Genomic DNA, 24579 nt, shown 5'->3' with positions numbered 1-24579 from the left:
CGCCTGAGTCACTGGCCAGCCGCGCCGCACTCTGGGCACAATCGATCAAGCTTTCCGTTCGAGAATAAAAACAATGACCGCCGATCCCTTGTTGACCGTTTTTCTTCCCGCCGCGCTGGGCATCATCATGCTCGGTCTGGGGCTTTCGCTGACGCTGGCGGATTTCACCCGGGTGGTGAAATACCCCAAGCCGGTGATCATCGGCCTGGTCTGCCAGATCCTCATCCTCCCGGTGGCCTGCTTCTTCATTGCCAAGGGCTTTGCCTTGGCGCCGGCTCTGGCCGTGGGGCTGATGCTGCTGGCGGCTTCGCCCGGTGGTACCAGTGCTAATCTCTACAGCCACCTGGCCCATGGCGATGTGGCGCTGAACATTACCCTTACCGCGGTGAACTCGGTCATCGCCGTGCTGACCATGCCGATCATCGTCAATCTGTCGATGAACTACTTCATGGCGGCCGATCAGGCTCTGCCGCTGCAGTTCGGCAAGGTGCTGCAGGTGTTTCTCATCGTGCTCGGGCCGGTGGCCATCGGCATGCTGGTGCGGCGCGTGGCGCCGGGCTTTGCCGCGCGCATGGATAAGCCGGTCAAGATTCTGTCGGCCTTGTTCCTGGCGCTGGTCATCGTGCTGGCGGTGATCAAGGACTGGGACACTGTCACCACCTATGCCGCGGAAGTCGGCCTGGCCGCGCTGGTCTTCAATCTGGTCAGCCTGGCGGTGGGTTACTGGGTACCGCGTCTGATGCGCCTGAGCCTGAAACAGTCGATTGCTATCGGCATGGAGATCGGTATTCACAACGGCACACTGGCCATTGCCCTGGCGCTCAGTCCGGCGTTGCTGAACAACCCGACCATGGCCATTCCGCCGGCGATCTACGGCTTCATCATGTTCTTCACCGCCGGGGTGTTCGGCTGGCTGGTCAATCGCGTGCATGGCCGCGAGCTGGCCGGCGGCGCTGCCTGACAGGATTGATTCAGGCGCGCCGGCCGAGCTTGCCGATCCACAGCACGGCCAGGCCCAGCAGCAGCCCCCAGAAGGCCGAGCCGATACCGCCAAGGCTGATGCCCGAGGCGGTGAGCATGAAGGTCAGCAGGGCCGCTTCACGCTCCTCGGCATTGTGCAGGGCGGCCTGCAGGCCATTGCCGATGGAGCCGAACAGGGCAATGGCCGCCACCGACAGCAGCAGCGCCTTGGGCAGGGCGGCAAAGAGTGCCACTAAGCTGGCGCCAAACAGACCCGCCAGCGCATAGAACAGACCACAGAAAACTGCAGCGGTATAACGCTTGCTGGCGTCTTCATGGGCCTGCGGGCCCGTGCAGATGGCGGCGGTGATGGCGGCCAGGTTGACGCCGTGACTGCCCAATGGCGCCAGCAGCAGCGAGGCAAAGCCGGTCACGCTGAGCAGTGGCGAGGCGGGCACCGGGTAGTGATCGGCGCGCAACACGGCCAGGCCCGGAATGTTCTGCGAGGCCATGGCCACCACGAACAACGGCAGCCCGATGCTGATTACGGCACTGAGGCTGAACGCCGGCGTTGTCCACTGTGGGACGGCCAGCTGCAGCGGTACCTGCGACAGGTCGAGCAGGCCGTTGGCGCCGGCCAGCGCCGCGCCCACCAGCAAGGCGGCCAGTACCGCATAGCGCGGCTGCAAACGCTTGATCAGCAGGTAACTGAACAGCATGGCCAGCACCAGCAGCAATTGGCTCTGGGCGGCGAGGAAAATCTCGCTGCCGATGCGGAAGAGGATGCCGGCCAGCAGGGCAGCAGCCAGCGAATTTGGCAGATGGCGCAGCAGGCGCTCGAAGGTGCCGGTGATGCCGACCAGCGTCAGCAGCAGGGCGCACACCAGATAGGCACCGATGGCTTCGTTGAACGTCACACCCGGCAGGCTGCTGATCAGCAGTGCCGCGCCCGGTGTCGACCAGGCCACCACGATGGGGGCGCGGTAGTACAGCGACAAACCGATGGTGCAGCAGGTCATGCCCAGTGACAGGGCCCAGATCCAGGAGGCGATCAGTCCGCTGTCCAGTCCGGCGGCCTGGCCGGCCTGGAAGATCAGCACCAGACCACTGGTGTGCCCGGTCAGCATGGCGATGAAACCGGCAACCAGCGCGGAAAGGGAGCTGTCGCGCCAGAACTGGCGCAGTGGATTGGCCGGCATCGGGACGCTCCGGAAAACGATTGCTGAGATGAACCTGCGCACTGGCGCGAAGGTGTCGACTGAGCGGCGCAGGTCAGGTGCAGTTGAGCGCGGAAGCATAAAGTCGTGCAACTGTGCCTGTCGCGATACAGCCGGGGGGCGAAAGGCCCATACAGTTGCCAGGCCTGCTAGAGTCGCAGGCATACACAAATCGTAGTGAGACAAGCGCCGGGAGAGGTGCCATGCAGGATGACAACCCTTTTGCCGCCCCGACGGTGCCACTGGTAGACACTCAGCCGAGCGAGCTGCAAGGCTGGACGGCGGGCCGGCTCAATCTGCTGGGCTGGCTGTGCCTGGCGGGAGTGCTGGGCAATACCCTGCTGTGGTTATCGTCCTTTGCCGGCGTCTGGCTGGATCCGGCGCAGCTGCAGGTCCTCAATGACTGGCTGGGCGTGGCGCTGGTTCTGCTCGGCTGCTATCTGCTGCTGCAGCTCAAGCAACTGGCCGAGGCCCGCTTTAATGCGCAAGGCTTGCAGCGCCCGGTGTGGGTCATGGTGCTGTTTTCCCTGTTGTTCGAGGGCGGCATGCTGCTTCTGGGCGAGCCGACCGGCGAGCTGGACTGGCCGCTGTTCCTGAGTCTGGCCGGGGTTTTCCTGCTGGGGTGCATCAGTCTGTGGCTGGGGATTCGCCTGTTGCGGGTGGAGAACGTCTACCCGTCCTTTCGCCTGATGGCCTGGCTGGACATCGCCGGCGGGGTGATGCTGATGAGCCTGCTGCTGGCTCTGCTCGCGCCGTTACCGCTGATCGGGGCTCTGCTGGCGCAGATGCTGCTGTTTTTCCGTGTGGCCGCCGAGCTGCAAGAGGCTTAGCTGCCGTTGACGCGCTGGCGATCAGCTAGTCGCTGTGCTCGGCCTGACGAATACGCCCCAGCGCCTGATTGACGCTCAGCCAGTTCTCGACCGCCTGTGCGCCGACCTCATCAAAAACGCGCTCAAGCAGGCGGGCCTGTTCGCGGCGCAGGGCTTTTTCCAGCTTGGCGCCTTCGGGCGTGAAGCTGAGCAGGCGCTTACGTTTGTCATCCGCGGCCACCACACTCTCCACCAGATGCATCTCCATCAGCTGGCGCAGCGGCGTGTTCAGTGCCTGCTTGCTGACGCCCAGGTAGGTCAGCAGTTCCTTGACGCTGAGATCGGGGTATTTGGCGATGAAGAACAGAATGCGGTGGTGTACCCGCGACAGCCCGCGGCGGGCGAGGATTTCGTCCGGTTTGGCGGTGAATGCCTGGTAGCCGAAGAAGAAGGCTTCCATCGCCTGCTGCTGAACGGTTGGGTTTTTTAGGTCAGGCATGTTGACGTATCTGTGGTGGTTGGCGTAGTTTCGGTCAATCAGTTTGACTTAATTTATCCGCTTTAGCATCCGGTGTCCCCATGGCCTTCTCCGAACGTGTTTCCCGCCTGAAAAGCTCTCTGATCCGTGAAATCCTCGCCGCGGCCCAGCGCCCGGAGGTGATGTCCTTCGCTGGCGGCCTGCCGGCCGAGCCGATGCTGCCGAAGGTGGACTGGAGCGGTATGCCGGCGAGCATGAGTCAGTACGGCATGAGTGAGGGTGAGCCGGAGCTGCGCGAGCGCATTGCCGAGGAGGCGCGCAAGCTGGGCGTGCCCTGTGAGGCCAGTCAGGTGCTGGTGGTCTGTGGTTCGCAGCAGACGCTGGATCTGGCCAGCAAGCTGTTCATCGATCCGGGCACCGAGATTCTGGTCGAGGCACCGACCTACCTGGCCGCGCTGCAGTCCTTCCAGCTGTTCGGCGCCGACTGCCTGACCGTGCCGCAGGAGGCCGACGGCCCCGAGCTGGAGGCACTGCGCGTGCGTCTGGAACAGCACAAGCCGGCGTTCGCCTACCTGATCCCGACCTTCCAGAACCCCTCGGCGGTGCGTTACAGCGAAGCCAAGCGCGACGCCGTGGCGGCGCTGCTGGACGAGTTCAATGTTACCCTGATCGAAGACGAACCCTACCGCGAGCTGGTGTTCGACGAGGGCAGTGCCACGCCGATCGTCAGCCGCCTCAAGCGCGCCAGCTGGATCTACACCGGCACCATGTCCAAGACCCTGCTGCCAGGCCTGCGCGTGGGCTTTCTGATTGCCACTCCGGACCTGTTCCCGCACCTGCTGCGTCTGAAGCAGTCGGCCGACCTGCACACCAACCGCATCGGTCAGTGGCAGGCTTTGCAGTGGCTGGGCACCGAGCAGTACCACGCGCACCTGGCCGAGCTGCGCGATTTCTACCGCCAGCGCCGTGATGCCATGCAGGCCGCCCTGGAGGAACACTTCAGCGACCTGGCCGGCTGGCAGGTGCCGCAGGGCGGGCTGTTCTTCTGGCTGACCCTCAAGCAGCCGCTGGATACCCGTACCCTGCTGCAGCCGGCGATGGCGCAGAACGTTGCGTTTATGCCTGGTGAGCCGTTCTTTACCGAGCCGGATGCCCATCCGGGGCATTTGCGTCTTAACTTCAGCCATGTGGAGCCGGAGCGACTGGGCGAGGGCCTGCGCCGCTTGGCCTCCGTGGTCCGTGAGGCGCAACAGGCACAGCAGTGAGTCAGCCGTCAGTATAAGGAGAGAAGGGGATGTACAAGGTTTACGGCGATTACCGTTCCGGCAACTGCTACAAGGTCAAGCTGGCGCTGCACCTGCTGGATATTCCCTATGAGTGGGTGGCGGTCGATATTCTCAAGGGCGAGACCCGCAGCGAGGCCTTTCTGGCCAAGAACCCCAACGGCAAGATTCCGGTGCTGGAGCTGGAAGACGGTACCTGCCTGTGGGAGTCCAATGCCATCCTCAATTTCCTGGCTGACGGCAGCGAGCTGCTGCCGCGCGAGCCGCGTCTGCGCACCCAGGTGCTGCAGTGGCAGTTTTTCGAGCAATACAGCCATGAGCCCTTTGTCGCTGTGGCGCGTTTCATCCAGTTCTACCAGGGCCTGCCCGAGGAGCGGCGTGCCGAGTACGAGCGTTGCCATATCGACGGCTACAAGGCGCTGGCGGTGATGGAGCAGCAGCTGATGCGCACGCCGTATCTGGTGGGTGACAGCTACACCATCGCCGATATCGCCCTGTACGCCTACACCCATGTGGCCCACGAGGGCGGTTTCGACCTGTCCGGCTTCCCGGCAATCAACGCCTGGCTGGCACGGGTGGCCAGCCATCCGCGCCACGTCGGCATGTACGACTGAAATCATGAGCGTCGAGCTGCTCAGCGCCCGACTGCGCCTGCGTCCTCTGGGACTGCAGGACGGTCAGGCGCTGCGCGGCGACCCGGCGGTGCTGGGCGGTATGCACAAGTTGCCGCGCATGCTCGATGGCTGGGTGGCGGATCTGCTGGCCGGTGAATCGGGTGAGCTGACCTGGGCGGTCAGTCCGCGTGGCAATCGTTCGCTGAATGGCTGCCTGGGCATGCTCAATGCATCGCTGGACGACGATGAGGCCGAGCTGTCCTGCTGGATTGCCCCGGCGTACCGGCGCCAGGGCTACGCCAGTGAGGCGTTGGCGTGCATCATCGACTACCTGTTCGAGGACGCACAGCTGGTGGGCATGCGCGGCAGCTGCTACCGGCACAACTGCGCGGCGGCGCGGGTGCTGGAAAAGTGCGGGATGCAGCTGCGCGGCACGCTGCAGGGTGTGGCCAGGCCCGACGGGCAGCAGGGCGACCTGCTGCTTTTCAGTCTCTCCCGGGCGGACTGGCAGACCCGTCGCCTCGGCCTCGAACCGGTTAGCGGACCAGACTGAGGAACTCGCTGCGGGTGGCCGGGTTGCTGCGGAACTCGCCCAGCATCACCGAGGTGACCATCGACGAGTTCTGCTTCTCCACGCCGCGCATCATCATGCACATGTGCTGCGCTTCGATCACCACGGCAACGCCCAAGGCACCGGTCACCTGTTCGATGGCTTCGGCAATCTGCCGGCTGAGATTTTCCTGAATCTGCAGACGCCGGGCGTACATGTCGACGATGCGTGCCACCTTGGACAGGCCCAGTACCTTGCCGTTGGGGATATAGGCCACATGGGCCTTGCCGATGAAGGGCAGCAGGTGGTGCTCACACAGGGAGTACAGCTCGATGTTCTTCACCAGCACCATCTCGCTGTTGTCAGAGCTGAACAGCGCACCGTTGGTGACTTCTTCCAGCGTCTGCTGGTAGCCGCGACACAGGTACTGCATGGCCTTGGCCGCGCGCTTGGGGGTGTCGAGCAGGCCTTCACGGGACACGTCTTCGCCGAGTTGACCGAGAATGGCGGTGTATTGCTGTTCCAGGGACATGGGAATTCCACTCAAATTTGCAGCCGCGCAGGGTAGGCGGCGCGCACGTTGCTGGCAAGTGCCACTCGCCTTGGCGATTACCACCCTGTTGTTGGCGGATATGCGTGCTGCCGCAGGCGAGGATGGCGATTAGTCTGGAGCAATAACTCTAAGAATAAGGTGCTGCCATGAATGACACGCTCAACCAGCTTTCTCTGGGCCAACTGCTGTCCCGCTACCGTCAGTTACCTGCTGCGAAAACGCTTACAGGGCGCTGGCGCGCTGAATTCGTCGGGCCCTGGTGGCTGCGTTTGAGTGCCGGCCCGAGCATTGCCCTGAGCGGCATGCCGGGCTGGTACGGCAAGCGTTTTCTTGAGCCGAGTTCTGCGGTCAACCTGCAGCGGCGCGGCGATCAGTTGTCCGAACTGCTGCCGATGAGCTGCAGCGAGCAGCCTTCCTGGCTCGATGGCCAGCCGTGCGCCGCGCTAGCCTATGGCGCGGCCACCCGTCGGCCGTGGCGCTGGGTGCGGGATGAACTGCGTCAGCTGGATGAACAGCGCTGTTTGTGCCTGACCTTTGTTGATCTGCCTGGGCTGAGGAAACTCGGTTTTCCCTTCCTGCTGGTGCGTGAGGCATGAGTGAGGCCTTCGATGTGCTGATCATCGGATCAGGCTTCGGTGGCAGCGTCAGTGCCCTGCGCCTGGCCGAGAAGGGCTACCGGGTGGCTGTGCTGGAGCAGGGGCGCGAGCACAGTGCCGATGACTTTCAGCGCGCGGGGCAGTCGATGCGTCATCTGCTCTGGGCGCCGGCGCTGGGCCTGCGTGGCCCGCTGGCACAGAAGGTCTACCGCAATGTCGGTGTCGTCCACGGCGTCGGCGTGGGTGGCGGCAGTCTGGTGTATGCCGCGGTGCTGCTGGAGCCGCAGGCGGCCTTCTATCGCGACCCCGCATGGGCGTCGCTAGACAGCGACTGGCAGGCGAGTCTGGCGCCGCATTACCGGCGCACCCGGCAGATGCTCGGTGTGGCCGATAACCCCTATCAGGGGCTGCAGGACCGCTGGCTGGCGCAGACTGCCACGGCCATGGGCGTCAGCGGGAGTTACGGGCCGGTGCCGCAGGGTATCTACTTCGGCGCGCAGAAAGATCCAGTTGATCCATTTTTCGCCGGTGAGGGTCCACAAAGGCGGGGCTGCAATCGCTGCGGCAGTTGCATCAGCGGTTGCCCGCAGGGGGCGAAGAACAGTCTGGACCTGAACTATCTGTATCTGGCGCGCAAACTGGGTGTGCAGGTCTTCAGCGAAACCCGCGTCAGCCATATCAGCCGCCACGGTGCGGGCTACCGGGTGCACCTGCGCAGCCGCACGTTACCGTTGCGCAGCCTGGATGCGGCGCAGGTTATTGTCGCCGCCGGGGTGCTCGGCAGCTTGGAGATCCTGTTTGCCAGTCGCGATCGCTACCGCACCCTGATGCACCTGCCGGCGGCACTGGGCGAGCATGTGCGCACCAACAGCGAGGCGATTGTAGCGATCCGTGGGCAGAGCGGGGTGGATGTCAGCGAGGGCACCACCATCTCCAGCCATTTTCACGCCGATGCCCAGACTCACATCACCCAGAACCGCTTCCCGCCGAGCTACAACTTCATGCGTCTGTACATGGGGCCGCTGGTGGATGAGGCGCGACCACTGCGGCGTGCCGGCAAGGTGCTGGGCCAATTGCTGCGCCGGCCTCGGCATTGGCTGGGGCACTGGCGCACGGCGGACTGGTACCGACGCATCTCGGTGCTGACGGTGATGCAGCAGGCCGACAACCAGCTGGCCTTTGCCTACCGCCGGCGCTGGTGGCGGCTGGGCGGTTTCGCTCTGGATTCGCGCGTGTCCGTCGGCGAGGCTTCACCCACCTATCTGCCTCAGGCCAACCGGGCAGCCCGGACCTTTGCCGAGGTCAGCGGTGGGGAAGCGCTGAATGTCTTGCCGGAAAGCCTGGGTAATCGCGCGGTGACGGCCCACCTGCTGGGCGGTGCGGTGATGGCAGCCAACCCCGAACTGGGTGTGGTGGATGCCCGGCATCAGGTGTTCGGGTATCCGGGGCTGTACGTAATCGACGGCAGCAGCATCGCCGCCAATGTCGGGGTCAATCCGAGTCTGACCATCGCCGCGCTGGCCGAACGGGCCATCAGCCTGTGGCCGGCGCGTGGTGCCGGTTGAGCCGCCTCAGTCCTCGTCGCGGCCATCCATCATGGTGCGTTTGAGCAGGATGTAGACCGCTCCGGTACCGCCATGCTTGGGCAGGCAGGAAGTGAAACCGAGCACCTGCGGGTGCTGACGCAGCCAGGTGTTGACGTGGCTCTTGATCATCGGCCGCTTGCCGTCGAGGCGCGCAGCCTTGCCGTGGGTCACGCGTACGCAGCGTACTTCGTAGCGCGCGGCTTCGGCAAAGAAGTCCCAGAGCGTCTCCCGGGCCTTTTCCACGCTCATGCCGTGCAGGTCGAGGCTGCCTTCGAAGGGCACCTGGCCGGCCTTGAGCTTGCGCAACTGGCTGTCCTGCACACCGTCGCGGGCCCAGTACAGCTCATCCTCGGCACCGACATCGATGACAAACTGATCGGACAGACCGTCGACCTTGGTTTCGCTGCTGCGCACCATGGCATTCTGCCGGCGCTGCTGAATCTGCTGGCGATCAGGGCGAACCTTGCCGGTGTCGGCCTGATCTACCTGGATACGTTTGACACCACGCATCTCGCTGGTGAACAGGGAAAAATCATCGTCTGACATGGAAGGCTCCGCACTGAGACGGGCATTTTAGCCTGATCAGGGCTGGCGTTTCAGCAGGTCCCGGGCGAAGGACAGTTGCTTGCTGCGGCAACGGTGGCGGCGTGCCACGCGCCAGAGCCGGACGCCACCGGTCAGCGCGCTCACGGCGGCCAGACCGAGCAGGGCACTGACGGCGGCCGACGGACTGGCGCTGCTGAATGGTGTGGCCTGGCCCAGCAGGCCGGCCAGTGTTGCCAGTAGTAGCAGAACGCCCGTGGCGCTGAGCAGGGCGCCGATGGCGGCCAGCAGACGCCAGCGCCAGACGGGCGGGCGCTGATCGCGAAGGGTGCGTGCGTTGAATTGTCCCGAGAGCTTCATGGCGCTCCTCCAGCGGCTTGGCCGTTTGACTCTCGGCCGCGCGATAAGTTCAGGGGGCAGGTGTGCCGTCTGCACTTAGGGTTTAGAATCGCCCACCCGTTTTTCAGGAGTGTGCCGTGAACCCGTCCCGTCTGCTTACCCTGCGTGACCATATCCGCTGGGCCGTCAGCCGTTTTCATGCCGAAGAGCTGTTTTTCGGTCACGGTACCGACAACGCCTGGGACGATGCCCGGCAACTGGTGCTCGGTGCCCTGCATCTGCCGTTCGAGATCGCCGACAGCTACCTGGATTGCCGTCTGGAGGATGATGAACGCGAGCATCTGCAAGTGCTGCTTCGCCGTCGTATCGAGGAGCGTGTGCCGACGGCCTATCTGATCGGCGAGGCCTGGTTCTGCGGGCTGCCCTTTCTGGTCGACGAGCGGGTGCTGGTGCCGCGTTCGCCCATTGCCGAGCTGATTGGTGCGCAGTTCGAGCCCTGGCTGCCCAAAACGCCGGCGCGGATTCTCGACCTGTGCACCGGTTCTGGTTGCATCGGTATTGCCTGCGCCTATGCCTTCCCTGAGGCCGAAGTGGTGCTGGGCGATCTGTCCTTTGACGCTCTGGAAGTGGCTTGCCAGAACATCGAGCGGCATGGCCTGGAAGATCGGGTCTACACCGTGCAGGGTGACGGATTCGATGGCCTGCCCAAGCAGCGCTTTGACCTGATCGTCTCCAACCCTCCTTACGTGGACGCCGAGGACTTCGCCGACATGCCGGCCGAGTATCAGCATGAGCCGGTGCTGGGGCTGGCCTGTGGCGAGGATGGTCTGGATCTGGTGCGGCGCATGCTGGCCGAGGCGGCCGATCATCTGACGGAGCAGGGCGTGCTCATTGTCGAGGTGGGTAACAGCCAGGTGCATGTGGAGACGCTGTACCCGGAGGTGGATTTCACCTGGCTGGAGTTCGAAGAGGGCGGCCACGGCGTCTTCCTGCTTGCGGCGGCGCAGTGCCGCGAACATCAGGCGCTGTTTCGCTCGCGCCTGCTCTGAGCGAGGCTGGTTCTCAGAGCCTGTCTACGGGCTCGCGAGCTAGAGAAAAACAAGGCGAAAGCGGTTGAGGAAGCGGACGCCTGCAGGGATGCAGGCGTTAGAGCGAAGCAGGATGCCAGAGCCGAGTTTACAGGTTGTAAATGAGCATTCTGAGACCGCTTTGAACGCAGTTTTTCCGACGCGCAGCAGGTTGTAGATAGGTTCTCAGAAGATCATCAGTAGAAAGACCAATGCCGCTTCAAACAGGCTGAACAGCACCAGCAGGCTGATGGTAAAGCGCAATGCCGACTCATCCCGCTTATTGGCCGATAGCTGTTCTTCCAGTGTGCGAATCTTGAGCGCCTGTTCATGCAGGCTCTGGTCGGCCTGCTGCAGCATCTGACCGGCATCGAGCATGCTCAGCGGCATCAGCTTTTCATGGTTCCAATCGGCATTCAGGCTGGCGACCAGGCCGGCATGGATGCGCCCCTTCATGTGCAGCTTGTCTTCGTATTCGATTGTAAAACCCAGACTTTCCAGAAGCTTATCGCGGCGATGGCGGTTCTCGTCGTCCAGGCTGCCCTTCATGCCCAGGGCAAAGTCACCTACCTGATAGGCCGAGAAATGCTGGCGTGCCCAGCTGATGGCCTGAGCCAGGAGAAAGCGGCCCAGACCGCGGTTGCCGGGTTCGACCTGCAGGCCCGTTTCGGGAGCGAAGCTGATGCGGCGCTCGGCGTGATTGACCCACACCTCCAGCAGGTTGGTTTCCTTGTGCAGCATCTGGCCGGGCAGTTGTACGGTCAGGCGCAACAGGCTGAGATCCTTGGTGTGGCGCTCCACCCGGCCCAGCTCGGCAAAGCGCAGCGGCCGCGCGCCGGCTCCGCGCTCGGTGGGTTGCGCGGCAAGGCGCAGCAGATGGAACTGCTTGGGTTTCAGCTCCGCCCACTGCGCCTTGAGCAGGGCAATCGGGTCGACAGGCTGTTCTTCAGGGGGGCTGGGCGTTTCGCTCATGCTGGTGCTGCCAGTTCTTGTTGTTTCCTCTATATCGGCCAAATGACGCGACTCTGCAACTGTGGCGGACAATCATGGGCGTGTCAGGCCAGGACGGCATGGGTATACTGGCGGCCCGTTTTAAGCCCTCTGCGGAGCCTTGTGATGTCCGGCAATACCTACGGCAAGCTGTTTACCGTCACCACCGCTGGCGAAAGCCATGGTCCGGCGCTGGTCGCCATCGTCGACGGTTGCCCGCCGGGCATCGAGATTTCTCTTGAGGACCTGCAGCGTGACCTTGACCGCCGCAAGCCGGGCACCAGCCGCCATACGACCCAGCGCCAGGAAGACGATGAGGTCGAAATCCTCTCCGGGGTGTTCGAGGGCAAGACCACCGGTTGCTCGATCGGTCTGCTGATCCGCAATACCGATCAGAAGTCCAAGGACTACTCGGCGATCAAGGATCTGTTCCGTCCGGCCCATGCCGACTACACCTACCACCACAAGTACGGCACCCGTGACTACCGTGGCGGTGGCCGCAGCTCGGCGCGTGAGACCGCCATGCGCGTGGCCGCCGGTGCCATCGCCAAGAAGGTGCTGGCCGGTTTCGGCATCACCGTGCGCGGCTACATGAGCCAGCTGGGCCCGATCGAGATTCCCTTCAAGACCTGGGACAGCGTCGAAGAGAATGCTTTCTTCAGCCCCGACCCGGACAAGGTGCCGGAGCTGGAGGCCTATATGGATCAGCTGCGCCGCGACCAGGATTCGGTCGGTGCGAAGATCACCGTGGTCGCCGAAGGCGTGATGCCGGGCCTGGGTGAGCCGATTTTCGACCGCCTGGACGCCGAGCTGGCCCATGCGCTGATGAGCATCAATGCGGTCAAGGGCGTCGAAATCGGCGATGGTTTTGCCTGCGTTGCCCAGCGCGGCACCGAGCACCGCGATGAGCTGACGCCGGACGGTTTCGTCAGCAACCACGCCGGCGGCATCCTCGGCGGTATTTCCTCCGGTCAGCCGATCGTCGCCCATCTGGCGCTCAAACCGACTTCGAGCATCACCACGCCGGGCCGCTCCATCGATATCCACGGCAACCCGGTGGAAGTCATCACCAAGGGTCGCCACGATCCGTGCGTTGGTATCCGCGCCACGCCGATCGCCGAGGCGATGATGGCCATCGTTCTGCTCGATCACCTGATGCGCCACCGCGCGCAGAACGCCGCCGTGCAGGTGATCACGCCGGTACTGCCGCAACTGTGACGGCCAAGCCGCTGCCGTACTGGCGGCTGTCCGGCTTCTATTTCTTCTACTTCGGCCTGCTCGGAGCCACGGCGCCTTTTCTGGCGCTGTACTTCGAGCAACTGGGCTTTTCGCCGGCACGCATCGGCGAGCTGGTGGCCATTCCCATGCTGATGCGCTGCGTGGCGCCGAACCTGTGGGGCTGGCTCGGTGACCGCACCGGACAGCGCCTGCTGATCGTGCGGCTGGGCGCCTTTGCCACGCTGGCCAGTCTCAGCCTGATCTTCATCAGCCAGAGCTATGCCTGGCTGGCGCTGGTGATGGCGCTGCATGCGTTCTTCTGGCATGCCGTGCTGCCGCAGTTCGAGGTGATCACCCTGGCGCACCTGCGCGAGCAGTCAGCCCGCTACACCCAGTTGCGCCTGTGGGGCTCGATCGGTTTCATCCTCACGGTGGTCGGTCTGGGTGAGCTGTTCGAGGTGTTCAGCCTGGCCATTTACCCCTGGGTGCTGCTGGCGATCATCGCCGGCATTGCCCTGTCCAGCTGCTGGGTACCCGATGCCCGGCCGGTCGCTCATCTGCAGCACGATGCCGGCCATGGCTTTGTCCGGCAGTTGCTGCAGCCGGGCGTGCTGGCCTTTTACCTCTGTGTGGCGCTGATGCAGCTGTCCCACGGGCCGTACTACACCTTCATCACCATTCACCTGGAAAGCCTGGGCTACTCGCGGGGTGTGATCGGTCAGCTGTGGGCACTCGGCGTGGTGGCGGAAATCCTGCTGTTCATGGGCATGGCGCGTGTGCTCCAGCATGTCAGCCTGAAGCAGCTGCTGATTGCCAGTTTTCTAATTGCCGCGTTGCGCTGGTTGCTGCTGGGCTTTGTTGCCGATCATCTGTGGCTGCTGCTGTTTGCCCAACTGCTGCATGCCGCCACCTTTGGCAGTTTCCACGCAGCGGCCATTCACTTCGTGCAGCGCAGCTTCGGCCCCGGCCAGCAAGGTCAGGGCCAGGCCTTGTATGCCGCGCTGGCCGGGGTAGGCGGAGCACTGGGCGCTCTCTATGCCGGTTACAGCTGGAACAGCCTGGGCCCGGCCTGGACCTTTGCTCTGGCCAGTGTGGCGGCACTGGCCGCAGCAGCTATCATGGCCGCCTGTCTGCGTGACCCTGCTGTACACACCGAATAAGGGGAGAACCGATCATGAGCCGCCTGAGCGTCTACCACGAGAGTCTGCCGGCCTTGCCGAACAAGGTGCTCAGCCAGCCGGAGCACATCAGCGCGACCCTGGCCGAGTTGGGTGTGCAGTTTGCCCAGTGGCCGCGCGTGCAGCTGCCGGCGGACGCCGATGACGCGGCGATTCTGGCCGCCTACCGCGAGCCACTGGCGGCGCTGCAGGCTGCCGGAGATTACCCGCACGTCGAGATCAGTCGCGTGTGCCCGGATCAGGCCGACCGGGCCGAGTTGCGTGACCGCTACCTGGCCGAGCACCGCCATGCGGGCGTCGAGGCGCGGTTCTTTGTAGCCGGGCAGGGCCTGTTCAGCCTGCATATTGCCGATCATGTTTACGAAATACTGTGCGAGCGCGGCGATCTGTTGGTCATCCCGGCCAATACCTGGCACTGGTTCGATATGGGTGAGCGACCGAGTTACGTGACGCTTCGGCTGCTGGGGCAGGCGGATGGCTGGCAGGCCGAGTACAGCGGCGACGAGATCGCCAGTCGCTTCAACCGGCTGGAGGATTGATCGGTTAACGCGACAGCCGGCGGGCACTAGGGTTAGTCTTGCCCGCATAACAACAACGAAGGAGTGTTCCATGCTGCCCATTACCGCTTTGTATGCCTCCCTGCTGGCCGCTCTGGTCATGGTGCTGGCTGGACTGGTCGTCGCCATTCGCAAGACTCAGAAGATCGGCCTCGGCGATGCCGGCAACCAGGAGTTGCAGGTGCGTATCCGCGCTCACGCCAATGCGCTGGAAAACATTCCGCTGGCCCTGATCCTGCTGGCCCTGGCCGAACTCAACGGTCTCTCGCCGATTCTGCTGCACCTGGCCGGGCTCACCCTGCTGGTGGCGCGCATTGCCCATGCCTACGGCTTTCTGGCCACACAGGGGCAATACTCGCGGGGGCGTTTCTTCGGCACCCTGGCGACCTGGCTGCTGATCCTCGGCCTCGCGCTGGCCAACTTCCTGCTGGCCCTGAGCCACGTTTGAGGTGACGGCACATGGCTAGCCTGTTCAGTGCTCTGGTCAGTCTCGGTTTCATCGCCCTGGTGCTGTGGGCCATTCTGGAAGTGGTCAACAGCCCGGCCGAGGTCGGCTTCAAGGTGCTGTGGATTCTGCTGCTGTTGTTCCTGCCTCTGATCGGGCTGATCATCTGGGCTCTGGTCGGCCCGCGCCGCGTAAAGCCAGCCTGAGGCTCTCTCTAGTCGAAGCGGCTGCGCTGCACTAAGCTGCGCAGCCATTTCCTGTTGCGGACAGCGCCATGACCACTGCCAAAGATCCACTCCACGGTGTCACCCTGCAGGCCATTCTGGTCGAGCTGGTGGACACCTACGGCTGGAGTGGCCTGGGCCAGCGCATCGATATCCGCTGCTTCAAGAGTGACCCGAGCATCAAGTCGAGCCTGACCTTCCTGCGCAAGACGCCCTGGGCGCGAGAGAAGGTCGAGGCCCTCTACATCCAGCTCAAAAGTCGTTAACTCATCAGCTCCGGCAGGTCACGGAAGAATTCCAACGCCTGCGGATTAGCCAGGGCGTCGGTGTTCTTCACCGGTCTGCCGTGCACCACGTTGCGCACCGCCAGCTCGACAATCTTGCCGCTGATGGTGCGCGGGATGTCGGCGACCTGGACGATCTTCGCCGGCACATGGCGTGGCGTAGTGTTGGCGCGGATCACCTGGCGGATCTCGGCCTGAAGAGCGTCATCCAGCACGACGCCTTCGCGCAGACGGACGAACAGCACCACGCGCACATCGCTATCCCAGTCCTGACCGATGGCGATGGATTCCAGCACCTGCGGCACCTTTTCCACCTGGCGGTAGATTTCGGCGGTACCGATGCGCACGCCGCCGGGGTTGAGCACGGCGTCGGAGCGGCCGTGGATCACCAGACCAGCGTGTTCGGTGATCTCGGCGTAGTCGCCATGGGCCCAGACGCCGGGGAAGCTGGCAAAGTAGGCCGCGTGAAATTTCTCGCCAGCCGCATCGTTCCAGAAGCCCACCGGCATGGACGGGAAGTGCCGGGCGCAGATCAACTCGCCTTTTTCCCCGGTGACTGGAAGCCCTTCGTCATTCCACACCTGTACGTCCATCCCCAGGCCCTTGCACTGCAGCTCGCCGCGCCACACCGGCAGGGTCGGGTTTCCGAGGGCGAAGCAGGAGACGATGTCGGTCCCGCCGGAGATGGAGGACAGGCAGACATCACGCTTGATGTCGCGGTAGACGTACTCGAAGCTCTCGTGGGCTAGCGGCGAGCCGGTGGAGAGGATGGCCTTCAGCCGGCTCAGCTTGTGCGTTTCGCGCGGCTTGGCACCGGCCTTTTCCAGTGCAGCGATGAACTTGGCGCTGGTGCCGAAGATGCTGATGTTCTCGGCGTCGATCAGGTCGATCAGGCGCTCGGCCGATGGGTGGAAGGGTGAGCCGTCGAACAGGACCAGAGTGGCGCCCAGTGCCAGGCCTGAGACCAGCCAGTTCCACATCATCCAGCCGCAGGTTGTGTAGTAGAACAGGGTGTCGTCGGCCGTGAGGTCCGTATGCAGGCCCAGTTCCTTGATGTGCTGCAGCAGGGGGCCGCCGACACCATGCACGATGCATTTGGGCACACCCGTGGTGCCGCTGGAATAGAGGATGTACAGCGGTTGCTCGAAGGCGACCGGCATGAACTGCGGCTCGCCGCCAGCCTGATAGAAGTCCTGCCACAGGGCGACGCAGGCGTTGGTGCGGAAGTCATCCGCCTGGGCTTCGGTGCGGGAGTAGGGCACCACCACCAGCTGCGCCAGCGAAGGCAGGCGTTCGAGGATCTCGTTGAGTTTGGCGGTCAGGTCGATGTTTTTGCCGGCGTAGCGATAGCCTGCGGCGGCGATCAGCACCTTGGGTTCGATCTGGCCGAAGCGGTCGATCACGCCCTGGGTGCCGAAGTCCGGGGAGCAGGACGACCAGGTGGCGCCGAGGCTGGCGGTGGCGAGCATGCCGACCACCGTCTGCCAGGTGTTTGGCATAAACGCGGCCACGCGGTCGCCCACGCCGACACCGGCGGCCCTGAGGCTTTGCTGCAGGCCGGCGACATGGGCGGCCAGCTCGGCATAGGACAGTTGCTCGCGGCTGCCGTCCTCGCTGATGGCGACCAGCGCCGGGTGGTCATCGCGGCGACGCAGCAGGTGCTCGGCGAAGTTCAGGGTGGCGCCGGGGAACCAGTGCGCGCTGGGCATGGCATCGCCCTCACGCAGCACGGCTTCGGCCTGGCCGCTGAAACGAATGTCGAAGAAATCGACAATGGCCTGCCAGAACGCCTCGCGCTGCTTAACGCTCCAGGCATGCAGCGCCGGGTAGTCGTTCAGCTGGAGTGCGTGACGCTGGTTGACGAAGCGGCGGAAGGCATCCATGCGGCTGGCGGCGATGCGTTCGGCGGAGGGCGCCCAGAGCGGGGTGTTCATGCTCAGACTCCCTGACAGCCGAGGCGGGCGCGGGCCACCCGTGAGCCATTGGGCTTGCCGAGCACGTCGCAGATGCGCTGGCCGGCGGCGATCAGTTGGTCCATGTCGATGCCGGTGTGGATGCCCAGCCCATTGAGCAGGTAGAGCACGTCCTCGGTGGCGACGTTGCCAGTGGCGCCCTTGGCGTAGGGGCAGCCGCCCAGACCTGCAACAGAGCTGTCGAATACGGCGATGCCTTCCAGCAGGCTGGCGTAGATATTGGCCAGCGCCTGGCCGTAGGTGTCGTGGAAGTGGCCGGCGAGTTTCTCGCGCGGGATATCACGACCGACCACGTCGAACAGGCGGCGAGTCTGCCCGGCGGTGCCGACACCGATGGTGTCGCCCAGCGAGACTTCGTAGCAGCCCATGGCCAGCAGTTCGCGGGCCACCGGAGCGACCTGCTCGGCGCGGATCTCGCCTTCGTAGGGGCAGCCGAGTACGCAGGATACATAGCCGCGCACCGTGATGCCGTGGGCCTTGGCCGCTTCCATCACCGGCACGAAACGCGCGAGGCTTTCGGCGATGGAGCAGTTGATGTTCTTCTGCGAGAAGGCCTCGCTGGCGGCGGCGAAAACCGCCACTTCCTTCACCCCGGCCTCGACTGCGGCCTCGAAGCCTTTGAGGTTGGGCGTGAGGGCACCGTAGACCACGTCGGGTTTCTGGTGAATACCGGCAAAGACTTCGGCGCTGCCGGCCATCTGCGGTACCCACTTGGGCGAGACGAAGCTGCCGACTTCTATATAGGAAAGCCCGGCGGCGCTCAGGTCGTCGGTCAGGCGTACCTTGTCGGCCACGCTGATCGGCTGTTTCTCGTTCTGCAGACCGTCGCGCGGGCCGACTTCGACCAGACGGACCTGACTAGGCAGGGCAATGCTCATTCTTCCAGCTCCACCAGCGCGCTGCCTTCGCTGACCAGGTCACCTTCTGCGCAGTACAGCGCCTTGACGATACCCGCGTGAGGCGCGCGAATGCTGTGTTCCATCTTCATGGCTTCCAGTACCACCAGCGCGGTGCCGGCTTCCACGGCCTGCCCGGCCTCCACCAGGATACGCACGATGCTGCCATTCATCGGAGCGGTCAGACCGCCGTGCTGGGCGTGGCTGGCTTCAGCTTCGGCGATCGGATCGACGCGGCGCACTTCACGAAGCTCTCCCTGCCACTCGATGAACAGTGCTTCCCCCTGGCGAATGGCGCGGCGGCTGCTCAGTTGGCCCTGGTCCTGACGGTACAGGCGCTCGCCATCCAGGCACCACTGGGGTTCCGTCTTCTGCTGACGCAGGCGCAGCCAGTGACGTTGTCCCTGACAGCTCAGGTGCAGGCTGATTTCCGCCGGCAGCCCGGCGCGCCAGCCGTTGTGCATGGCCCAGGGCGAATGCGGATCATCGGCCCGGCCCCGGCCAGCTTCGCTCTGCACCCAGGCCTGACCGGCCATCTGCCAGAAGTCTTCCGGCAGTTCGTCAGGCGCTGGCAGCAGCTCGGCCTGATGACGGCCGATAAAACCGGTATCCAGTTCGGCAGCGGCGAAGGCCGGGTGAGCCAGTACGCGCTGGAGGAAGGCGAGGTTGGTCTTGAAGCCGCCGACGCTGGTGTCGGCGAGCATACTGAGCAGACGCAGGCGCGCTTCCTCGCGGTTCTCGCCCCAGGCGATCAGCTTGGCCAGCATCGGGTCGTAGAACGGTGAGATGGCATCGCCCTGGCGTACGCCACTGTCGACACGGCGACCTTCGCCGCTGGCCGGCTCCCGGTAGAGGGCGAGGGTGCCGGAGGCCGGCAGGAAGTCCTGCTCGGTGTCTTCGGCATACAGACGGACCTCGATGGCATGACCCCTGAGCGGGACCTGCTCCTGGGTGATCGGCAGCGCCTCGCCGCGGGCCACGCGGATCTGCCAGGCGACCAGGTCGAGACCGGTGATGGCCTCGGTGACCGGGTGCTCCACTTGCAGGCGGGTGTTCATTTCCATAAAGAAGAAATGGCCGCGGGCATCCAGCAGAAACTCCACGGTGCCGGCACCCACATAGCCGATGGCCTGGGCGGCCTTGACTGCGGCCTCGCCCATGGCGCGGCGCAGTTCGGGCGAGAGCCCCGGTGCGGGGGCTTCCTCGACCACCTTCTGGTGGCGACGCTGGATCGAGCAGTCACGCTCATTCAGGTACAGGCAGTTGCCATGGCTGTCGGCGAAGACCTGGATTTCCACGTGGCGTGGCTGCAGCACGTATTTTTCGACGAGCATGCGCGAGTCGCCGAAGGCGGACTGCGCTTCGCGCTGGGCAGAGGCGAGGGCTTCGGCCAGTTGCGCTTCGCTTTCCACCACTTTCATGCCCTTGCCGCCGCCACCGGCAGCGGCCTTGAGCAGTACCGGATAGCCGATGGTTGCGGAAGCGGCGCGGAAGGTTGCCAGGTCCTGCGCCTCGCCATGGTAGCCGGGCACCAGAGGCACTCCGGCTTCTTCCATCAGCGCCTTGGCGGCGGACTTGCTGCCCATAGCGCGGATGGCGCTGGCCGGTGGGCCGATAAAGAGCAGATTGTGTTCGGCGCACAGCTGGGCGAAATCGGCATTTTCCGAAAGAAAACCGTAGCCAGGGTGGATGGCCTGAGCGCCGCTGGCTTTGGCGGCAGCGATGATCTTGTCGGCCAGCAGATAGCTGTCGGCGGGTTTGGCACCGCCCAGATCGATGGCGATATCGGCCTCGGCGACATGCCGGGCGTGTTGGTCGATGGCGCTGTGCACGGCCACGGTGCGAATACCCATGGCCTTGGCGCTGCGCATCACGCGGCAGGCGATCTCGCCACGGTTTGCCACCAGCAGGGTGTTGATCGGCTTCATCAGTGCGACTCCTGCCAGGCTGGCGTGCGTTTGTTGAGGAAGGCATTGAGGCCCTCCTGGCCTTCGGCGCTGACGCGGATGCGGGCGATGGCGTTTTCCGTGTAGCGGCGCAGCGCCGGGCTGAGGGCGCCCGGGCCGACTTCGCGCAGCAGATCCTTGCTGGCCTGCATGGCCTGCGGGCTGTTCAGCAGCAGGTTGCTGATCCAGCTCTCCGTCTCGCTGTCCAGTTGACTGGCTGAGTAGCATTCGGCGAGCAGGCCGAGTTCACGGGCGCGCAGGCCATCGAAGCGCTCGGCGGTTAGCGCATAGCGCTTGGCCGCGCGCTCGCCCAAGGCCTGTACGACGAAGGGGCTGATCACTGCCGGCGCCAGGCCTATGCGCACCTCGGACAGGGAGAACAGTGCATCTTCGGCACCGATGGCCATGTCGCAGCAGCTGACCAGTCCTACCGCTCCACCGAAGGCGGCGCCCTGCACCACGGCCAGGGTCGGGATCTTTAGGTAGTACAGGTTGTACATCAGCTCGGCCAGTTCGCGGGCATCGTTCAGATTGGCGTTGTAGTCGAGGCCGGCGGCTTGTTGCATCCAGGCCAGATCCGCGCCGGCAGAGAAGTGCTTGCCGCGTCCGCGCAGCATCAGAAACCGCAGGGTTTTGTCTTCCTGGACGGCATCCAGCGCGAGGATCAGCTCGCGGATCATCTCGGCGTTGAAGGCGTTGTTCTTCTCCGGACGGTTCAGCCAGAGGGTGGCGAAACCGCGCGGGTCCCTGACCAGTTCGACGCTGTTGAAGGTGGTCATGCTCATTACATCCGGAAAATGCCGAACTGGGTCGGCTCGATGGGGGCATTGAGGCTGGCCGAGAGTGCCAGGCCCAGTACGTCGCGTGTCTGTGCCGGGTCGATGACGCCGTCGTCCCACAGGCGGGCGCTGGAGTAGTAGGGATGCCCCTGGCGCTCGTACTGTTCCAGAATCGGTGCCTTGAGCTGCTGTTCCTCGTCGGCGCTGAAGCTCTGCCCGCTGCGTTCGGCCTGTTCGCGCTTGACCTGAGCGAGCACGCCGGCGGCCTGTTCGCCGCCCATCACGGAGATTCGCGCGTTGGGCCACATCCACAGGAAGCGCGGATCGTAGGCGCGGCCGCACATGCCGTAGTTGCCGGCGCCAAAGCTGCCGCCAATGATCACGGTGAATTTCGGCACCTTGGCGCAGGCCACGGCGGTCACCAGCTTGGCGCCATGTTTGGCGATACCGCCGGCTTCATACTTCTGTCCGACCATGAAGCCGGTAATGTTCTGCAGAAACAGCAGCGGAATGCCGCGCTGGCAGGCCAGCTCGACAAAGTGCGCGCCTTTCTGCGCCGACTCCGCGAAGAGAATGCCGTTGTTGGCCAGGATCGCCACCGGGTAGCCGTGCAAGTGCGCGAAGCCGCAGACCAGGGTGGTGCCGAACAGCGCCTTGAATTCATCGAGCTGCGAGTCGTCGACCAGGCGGGCAATGACTTCGCGCACATCAAAGGGCTGCTTGCTGTCGGCGGGAATCACCCCGTATAGCTCCTCGCTGGCGTAGCGCGGCGCAATCGGTGTGCGTGCCTGCAGCTGACCCTGTTTGCGCCAGTTCAGGTTGGCGATTGAGCGGCGGGCGATGGCTAGGGCGTGTTCGTCGTTCTCGGCATAGTGATCGGCCACGCCCGAGGTCTTGCAGTGAACATCGGCGCCGCCGAGATCTTCGGCGCTAACCACTTCTCCGGTAGCGGCGCGCACCAGTGGTGGTCCTGCGAGGAAGATGGTGGCCTGATTGCGCACCATGATGGCTTCGTCAGCCATGGCCGGCACATAGGCGCCACCCGCGGTACAGGAGCCCATCACCACGGCGATTTGTGGAATGCCCATCGCGCTCATGTTGGCCTGGTTGAAGAAGATGCGCCCGAAGTGCTCGCGGTCGGGGAATACCTCGTCCTGTCTAGGCAGGTTGGCGCCGCCGGAGTCAACCAGATAGATGCACGGCAGGCGGTTCTGCTGGGCGATGGTCTGCGCACGCAGGTGCTTCTTCACCGTCAGCGGGTAGTAGCTGCCGCCTTTGACCGTGGCATCGTTGGCCACGATCATGCATTCCACGCCGCTGACCCGACCGATACCCGCCACCACACCAGCGGCCGGCACATCTTCACCGTACACCTCATGAGCGGCCAGCGGGGCGACCTCCAGAAAGGGCGAGCCCGTGTCGAGCAGGGCGTTGATACGCTCACGGGGCAGCAGCTTGCCACGCGAGGTATGCCGCTCCTGTGCCTTGGCACCGCCGCCCTGATGGATGTGATTGAGCAGCCGCTGCAGCTCATCGACCTGGCGCTGCATCGCAGCCTGGTTGGCGGCGTACTCCGGCGAGCGTGTATTGATCTGGGTGTTGAGGATGGCCATCTGGCGAACTCCGTCTCTCAGCGTTACGCCGGCCAGTGGCCGGCGACGGGTCACTTGGTTTCGTTGAACAGCTCGCGGCCGATCAGCATGCGGCGGATTTCGCTGGTGCCGGCGCCGATCTCGTAGAGTTTGGCGTCGCGCAGCAGACGGCCTGCCGGGTACTCGTTGGTGTAGCCGTTACCACCGAGGATCTGGATGGTATCCAGCGCCATCTTGGTGGCCATCTCGGCGGTATAGAGAATGACCGCCGCGGCATCCTTGCGCGACTCCTCGCCACGGTCGCAGGCCTTGGCCACGTTATAAAGGTAGGACTTCGACGCATTCATGCCGGCATACATGTCGGCCAGCTTGCCCTGGATCAGCTGGAATTCGCCGATCGACTGATTGAACTGGCGGCGTTCGTGTACGTAGGGCACCACCACGTCCATGCAGGCCTGCATGATCCCGGTCGGGCCGCCGGAGAGCACGGTGCGCTCGTAGTCCAGGCCGCTCATCAGCACTGCTACGCCTCGTCCCTCGGCACCGAGGACGTTCTCTACCGGCACTTCGCAATCCTCGAAGACCAGTTCGCAGGTGTTGGAGCCGCGCATGCCCAGCTTGTCCAGCTTCTGGTGACGGGAGAAACCCTTGAAGTCACGCTCGACGATAAAGGCCGTCATGCCCTTGGAGCCGGCGCTGACATCGGTCTTTGCATAAATCACGTAGGTGTTGGCATCCGGGCCATTGGTGATCCACATCTTGTTGCCGTTGAGCACATAGTGGTCGCCCTTGCGATCAGCGCGCAGCTTCATCGACACCACGTCGGAGCCGGCATTGGGCTCGCTCATGGCCAGCGCGCCGATGTGCTCGCCGGAGCACAGCTTGGGCAGGTATTTGGCTTTTTGCTCGTGGGTGCCGTTCTTGTGGATCTGGTTGACGCACAGGTTGGAGTGCGCCCCATACGACAGCCCGACCGAGGCCGAGGCGCGGCTGATCTCTTCCATGGCAATCACGTGCGCCAGATAGCCCATGTTGGTGCCGCCGTATTCCTCCACGACTGTCATGCCGAGCAGGCCCATGTCGCCGAACTTGCGCCACATGTCCATGGGGAACTCGTTGTCCCGGTCGATCTGCGCGGCACGGGGTGCCAGTTCGGCCTGAGCGAACTGCCGGACTGAGTCGCGCAGCATGTCGATGGTCTCGCCGAGACCGAAGTTGAGGGACGGATAGCTCATGGTTCCACCTGTGTCTTGTCTTTATTAATGAAAAGGGGAGTTAGGCCTGTTGCGATTCGGTTGCCTCAAGCGCTGCCAGGCAGCGCTCTTCGGCAGTATCCAGTTCCAGCTGCATCTGCTGGATGTCGAGTAGCTGCTGCTCAAGCTGAGCACGGCGCTCAGCAATCTTGTGCATGAAGGTTTCCAGCTGCTTGCGGTTCCCACTCTCGGGGTCGTACAGCTCGATCAGCTCTTTGCACTCGGCCAGGGAAAAGCCGATGCGCTTGCCGCGCAGGATCAGCTTGAGTGTCACCTTGTCTTTGGGGGAGTAAACCCGTTCCTGGCCACGCCTCTCGGGTGTGAGCATGCCTTGCTCTTCATAGAAGCGGATCGCGCGGGTGGTGATGTCCAGCTCGCGGGCCAGGTCGGAGATGCTGTAGGAGCTGCTCATAAGGGCACTTTTTCTATTACCTTTACGTAAACGTAAGGCATGCTTTACGCATACGTCAACGTGCTGGACGTGATTTCTGTCGCTTTGCTGGTGTAATCGTTCATCAGGGCGGCATTTCTAAGATATTTGTGAAATGCCGGTTGACGTCGAAATCTGCGGCCCTATAATGCGCCCCACTTTCAGCGCTTCTGCAAAGAAAGCCTTCCAAAACAATAAGTTATGTTCTGGTTGGTGCTG

General features: G+C 63.9%; 26 protein-coding genes and 1 pseudogene. 14 read left to right on the top strand and 13 right to left on the bottom strand.

The annotated features are described in order from the left end of the window. Positions 1-73: 73 nt before the first annotated feature. Positions 74-962 (top strand): annotated as a pseudogene (locus CK486_RS09350) (bile acid:sodium symporter family protein); the annotation flags it as partial. Positions 963-971: 9 nt separating this feature from the next. Here CK486_RS09350 and CK486_RS09345 read toward each other — a convergent pair. Then, on the bottom strand, positions 972-2159 hold the full coding sequence (locus CK486_RS09345) for a benzoate/H(+) symporter BenE family transporter (RefSeq protein WP_095940036.1): 1188 nt from the start codon (positions 2157-2159) through the stop codon (positions 972-974). 221 nt (positions 2160-2380) lie between these two features. On the opposite strand from CK486_RS09345, the gene CK486_RS09340 reads away from it, so the two are divergent. Then, on the top strand, positions 2381-3007 hold the full coding sequence (locus CK486_RS09340) for a hypothetical protein (RefSeq protein ID WP_095940035.1): 627 nt from the start codon (positions 2381-2383) through the stop codon (positions 3005-3007). A 25-nt stretch (positions 3008-3032) separates the two neighbouring features. Here the strand turns inward: CK486_RS09340 and CK486_RS09335 are convergent, their stop codons facing one another. Beyond that, on the bottom strand, positions 3033-3485 hold the full coding sequence (locus CK486_RS09335) for a MarR family winged helix-turn-helix transcriptional regulator (protein ID WP_095940034.1): 453 nt from the start codon (positions 3483-3485) through the stop codon (positions 3033-3035). Positions 3486-3565: 80 nt separating this feature from the next. On the opposite strand from CK486_RS09335, the gene CK486_RS09330 reads away from it, so the two are divergent. From CK486_RS09330 to CK486_RS09320, 3 genes are read left to right on the top strand one after another with little or no spacing between them, the layout of a single operon-like run. Then, positions 3566-4729, top strand: a complete 1164-nt coding sequence (locus tag CK486_RS09330) for a PLP-dependent aminotransferase family protein (RefSeq protein ID WP_095940033.1) — start codon at positions 3566-3568, stop codon at positions 4727-4729. A gap of 29 nt (positions 4730-4758) precedes the next feature. Next, complete coding sequence (locus tag CK486_RS09325) at positions 4759-5361, top strand: glutathione S-transferase family protein (protein ID WP_095940032.1); 603 nt, start codon at positions 4759-4761, stop codon at positions 5359-5361. Between the two features lie 4 nt (positions 5362-5365). Beyond that, positions 5366-5914: a GNAT family N-acetyltransferase gene (locus CK486_RS09320; protein ID WP_176481681.1), complete on the top strand. Its 549-nt coding sequence runs from the start codon at positions 5366-5368 to the stop codon at positions 5912-5914. Here the strand turns inward: CK486_RS09320 and folE are convergent. Continuing rightward, positions 5898-6443: a GTP cyclohydrolase I FolE gene (gene folE, locus CK486_RS09315; protein WP_095940030.1), complete on the bottom strand. Its 546-nt coding sequence runs from the start codon at positions 6441-6443 to the stop codon at positions 5898-5900. The genes CK486_RS09320 and folE overlap by 17 nt on opposite strands. A 167-nt stretch (positions 6444-6610) precedes the next feature. On the opposite strand from folE, the gene CK486_RS09310 reads away from it, so the two are divergent. Together CK486_RS09310 and CK486_RS09305 are read left to right on the top strand one after the other, a co-directional pair. Further along, complete coding sequence (locus CK486_RS09310; RefSeq protein WP_095940029.1) at positions 6611-7060, top strand: hypothetical protein; 450 nt, start codon at positions 6611-6613, stop codon at positions 7058-7060. Further along, the gene (locus CK486_RS09305; protein WP_095940028.1) at positions 7057-8625 is read left to right on the top strand and encodes an FAD-dependent oxidoreductase; all 1569 of its coding nucleotides are present in this window, start codon (positions 7057-7059) and stop codon (positions 8623-8625) included. Before CK486_RS09310 ends, CK486_RS09305 begins: the two co-directional genes overlap by 4 nt. 6 nt (positions 8626-8631) lie before the next feature. On the opposite strand, the gene CK486_RS09300 is transcribed toward CK486_RS09305, so the two are convergent. Beyond that, entirely contained in the window at positions 8632-9192 is a 561-nt protein-coding gene (locus CK486_RS09300) for a Smr/MutS family protein (RefSeq protein ID WP_095940027.1), read from the bottom strand. 36 nt (positions 9193-9228) lie between these two features. Further along, positions 9229-9549 (bottom strand): hypothetical protein, encoded by a 321-nt coding sequence (locus CK486_RS09295; protein WP_095940026.1) that lies wholly within the window; start codon positions 9547-9549, stop codon positions 9229-9231. Between the two features lie 116 nt (positions 9550-9665). Here CK486_RS09295 and prmB point away from each other — a divergent pair, with 116 nt between their 5' ends. Beyond that, on the top strand, positions 9666-10577 hold the full coding sequence (gene prmB / locus CK486_RS09290; RefSeq protein ID WP_095940025.1) for a 50S ribosomal protein L3 N(5)-glutamine methyltransferase: 912 nt from the start codon (positions 9666-9668) through the stop codon (positions 10575-10577). A gap of 204 nt (positions 10578-10781) precedes the next feature. Here prmB and CK486_RS09285 read toward each other — a convergent pair whose 3' ends face one another. Further along, a complete protein-coding gene (locus tag CK486_RS09285) occupies positions 10782-11567 on the bottom strand; it encodes a hypothetical protein (protein WP_095940024.1) in 786 nt (261 codons plus the stop codon). A gap of 144 nt (positions 11568-11711) precedes the next feature. On the opposite strand from CK486_RS09285, the gene aroC reads away from it, so the two are divergent. The 6 genes from aroC to CK486_RS09255 all read left to right on the top strand — a co-directional run bounded on the left by aroC (position 11712) and on the right by CK486_RS09255 (position 15473). Beyond that, positions 11712-12803, top strand: a complete 1092-nt coding sequence (gene aroC, locus CK486_RS09280) for a chorismate synthase (RefSeq protein ID WP_095940023.1) — start codon at positions 11712-11714, stop codon at positions 12801-12803. Beyond that, positions 12800-13963, top strand: a complete 1164-nt coding sequence (locus CK486_RS09275; protein ID WP_095940022.1) for an MFS transporter — start codon at positions 12800-12802, stop codon at positions 13961-13963. Before aroC ends, CK486_RS09275 begins: the two co-directional genes overlap by 4 nt. A 14-nt stretch (positions 13964-13977) precedes the next feature. Then, positions 13978-14520, top strand: coding sequence for an acireductone dioxygenase (locus CK486_RS09270; protein ID WP_095940021.1), 543 nt, complete (start codon positions 13978-13980; stop codon positions 14518-14520). Positions 14521-14590: 70 nt separating this feature from the next. Further along, positions 14591-14986: an MAPEG family protein gene (locus tag CK486_RS09265; RefSeq protein ID WP_095940020.1), complete on the top strand. Its 396-nt coding sequence runs from the start codon at positions 14591-14593 to the stop codon at positions 14984-14986. Positions 14987-14997: 11 nt separating this feature from the next. Then, a complete protein-coding gene (locus CK486_RS09260) occupies positions 14998-15189 on the top strand; it encodes a PLDc N-terminal domain-containing protein (RefSeq protein ID WP_095940019.1) in 192 nt (63 codons plus the stop codon). A gap of 68 nt (positions 15190-15257) precedes the next feature. Next, entirely contained in the window at positions 15258-15473 is a 216-nt protein-coding gene (locus CK486_RS09255) for a VF530 family DNA-binding protein (RefSeq protein ID WP_095940018.1), read from the top strand. On the opposite strand, the gene CK486_RS09250 is transcribed toward CK486_RS09255, so the two are convergent. The 7 genes from CK486_RS09250 to CK486_RS09220 are packed head-to-tail and all read right to left on the bottom strand — an operon-like array spanning position 15470 to position 24342. Continuing rightward, positions 15470-17425, bottom strand: coding sequence for an acetoacetate--CoA ligase (locus tag CK486_RS09250; RefSeq protein ID WP_095940017.1), 1956 nt, complete (start codon positions 17423-17425; stop codon positions 15470-15472). The two genes, CK486_RS09255 and CK486_RS09250, sit on opposite strands and share 4 nt — an antisense overlap. Positions 17426-17427: 2 nt before the next feature. Continuing rightward, positions 17428-18342, bottom strand: a complete 915-nt coding sequence (locus tag CK486_RS09245; RefSeq protein ID WP_371915492.1) for a hydroxymethylglutaryl-CoA lyase — start codon at positions 18340-18342, stop codon at positions 17428-17430. Beyond that, positions 18339-20288, bottom strand: coding sequence for an acetyl/propionyl/methylcrotonyl-CoA carboxylase subunit alpha (locus CK486_RS09240; protein WP_095940016.1), 1950 nt, complete (start codon positions 20286-20288; stop codon positions 18339-18341). Before CK486_RS09240 ends, CK486_RS09245 begins: the two co-directional genes overlap by 4 nt. Next, entirely contained in the window at positions 20288-21085 is a 798-nt protein-coding gene (locus CK486_RS09235; protein ID WP_095940337.1) for a gamma-carboxygeranoyl-CoA hydratase, read from the bottom strand. The genes CK486_RS09240 and CK486_RS09235 overlap by 1 nt, the downstream gene beginning before the upstream one ends. A gap of 5 nt (positions 21086-21090) precedes the next feature. Next, the gene (locus tag CK486_RS09230; RefSeq protein WP_095940015.1) at positions 21091-22698 is read right to left on the bottom strand and encodes a carboxyl transferase domain-containing protein; all 1608 of its coding nucleotides are present in this window, start codon (positions 22696-22698) and stop codon (positions 21091-21093) included. 50 nt (positions 22699-22748) lie between these two features. Further along, positions 22749-23912, bottom strand: coding sequence for an isovaleryl-CoA dehydrogenase (locus CK486_RS09225; protein WP_095940014.1), 1164 nt, complete (start codon positions 23910-23912; stop codon positions 22749-22751). Positions 23913-23952: 40 nt separating this feature from the next. Then, complete coding sequence (locus tag CK486_RS09220) at positions 23953-24342, bottom strand: MerR family DNA-binding transcriptional regulator (protein ID WP_095940013.1); 390 nt, start codon at positions 24340-24342, stop codon at positions 23953-23955. Between the last annotated feature and the right edge of the window lie 237 nt (positions 24343-24579).

Source organism: Pseudomonas sp. HAR-UPW-AIA-41, assembly GCF_002304225.1.
Classification (GTDB): domain Bacteria; phylum Pseudomonadota; class Gammaproteobacteria; order Pseudomonadales; family Pseudomonadaceae; genus Aquipseudomonas.
This window is presented reverse-complemented; position numbering and strand designations above follow the sequence as displayed.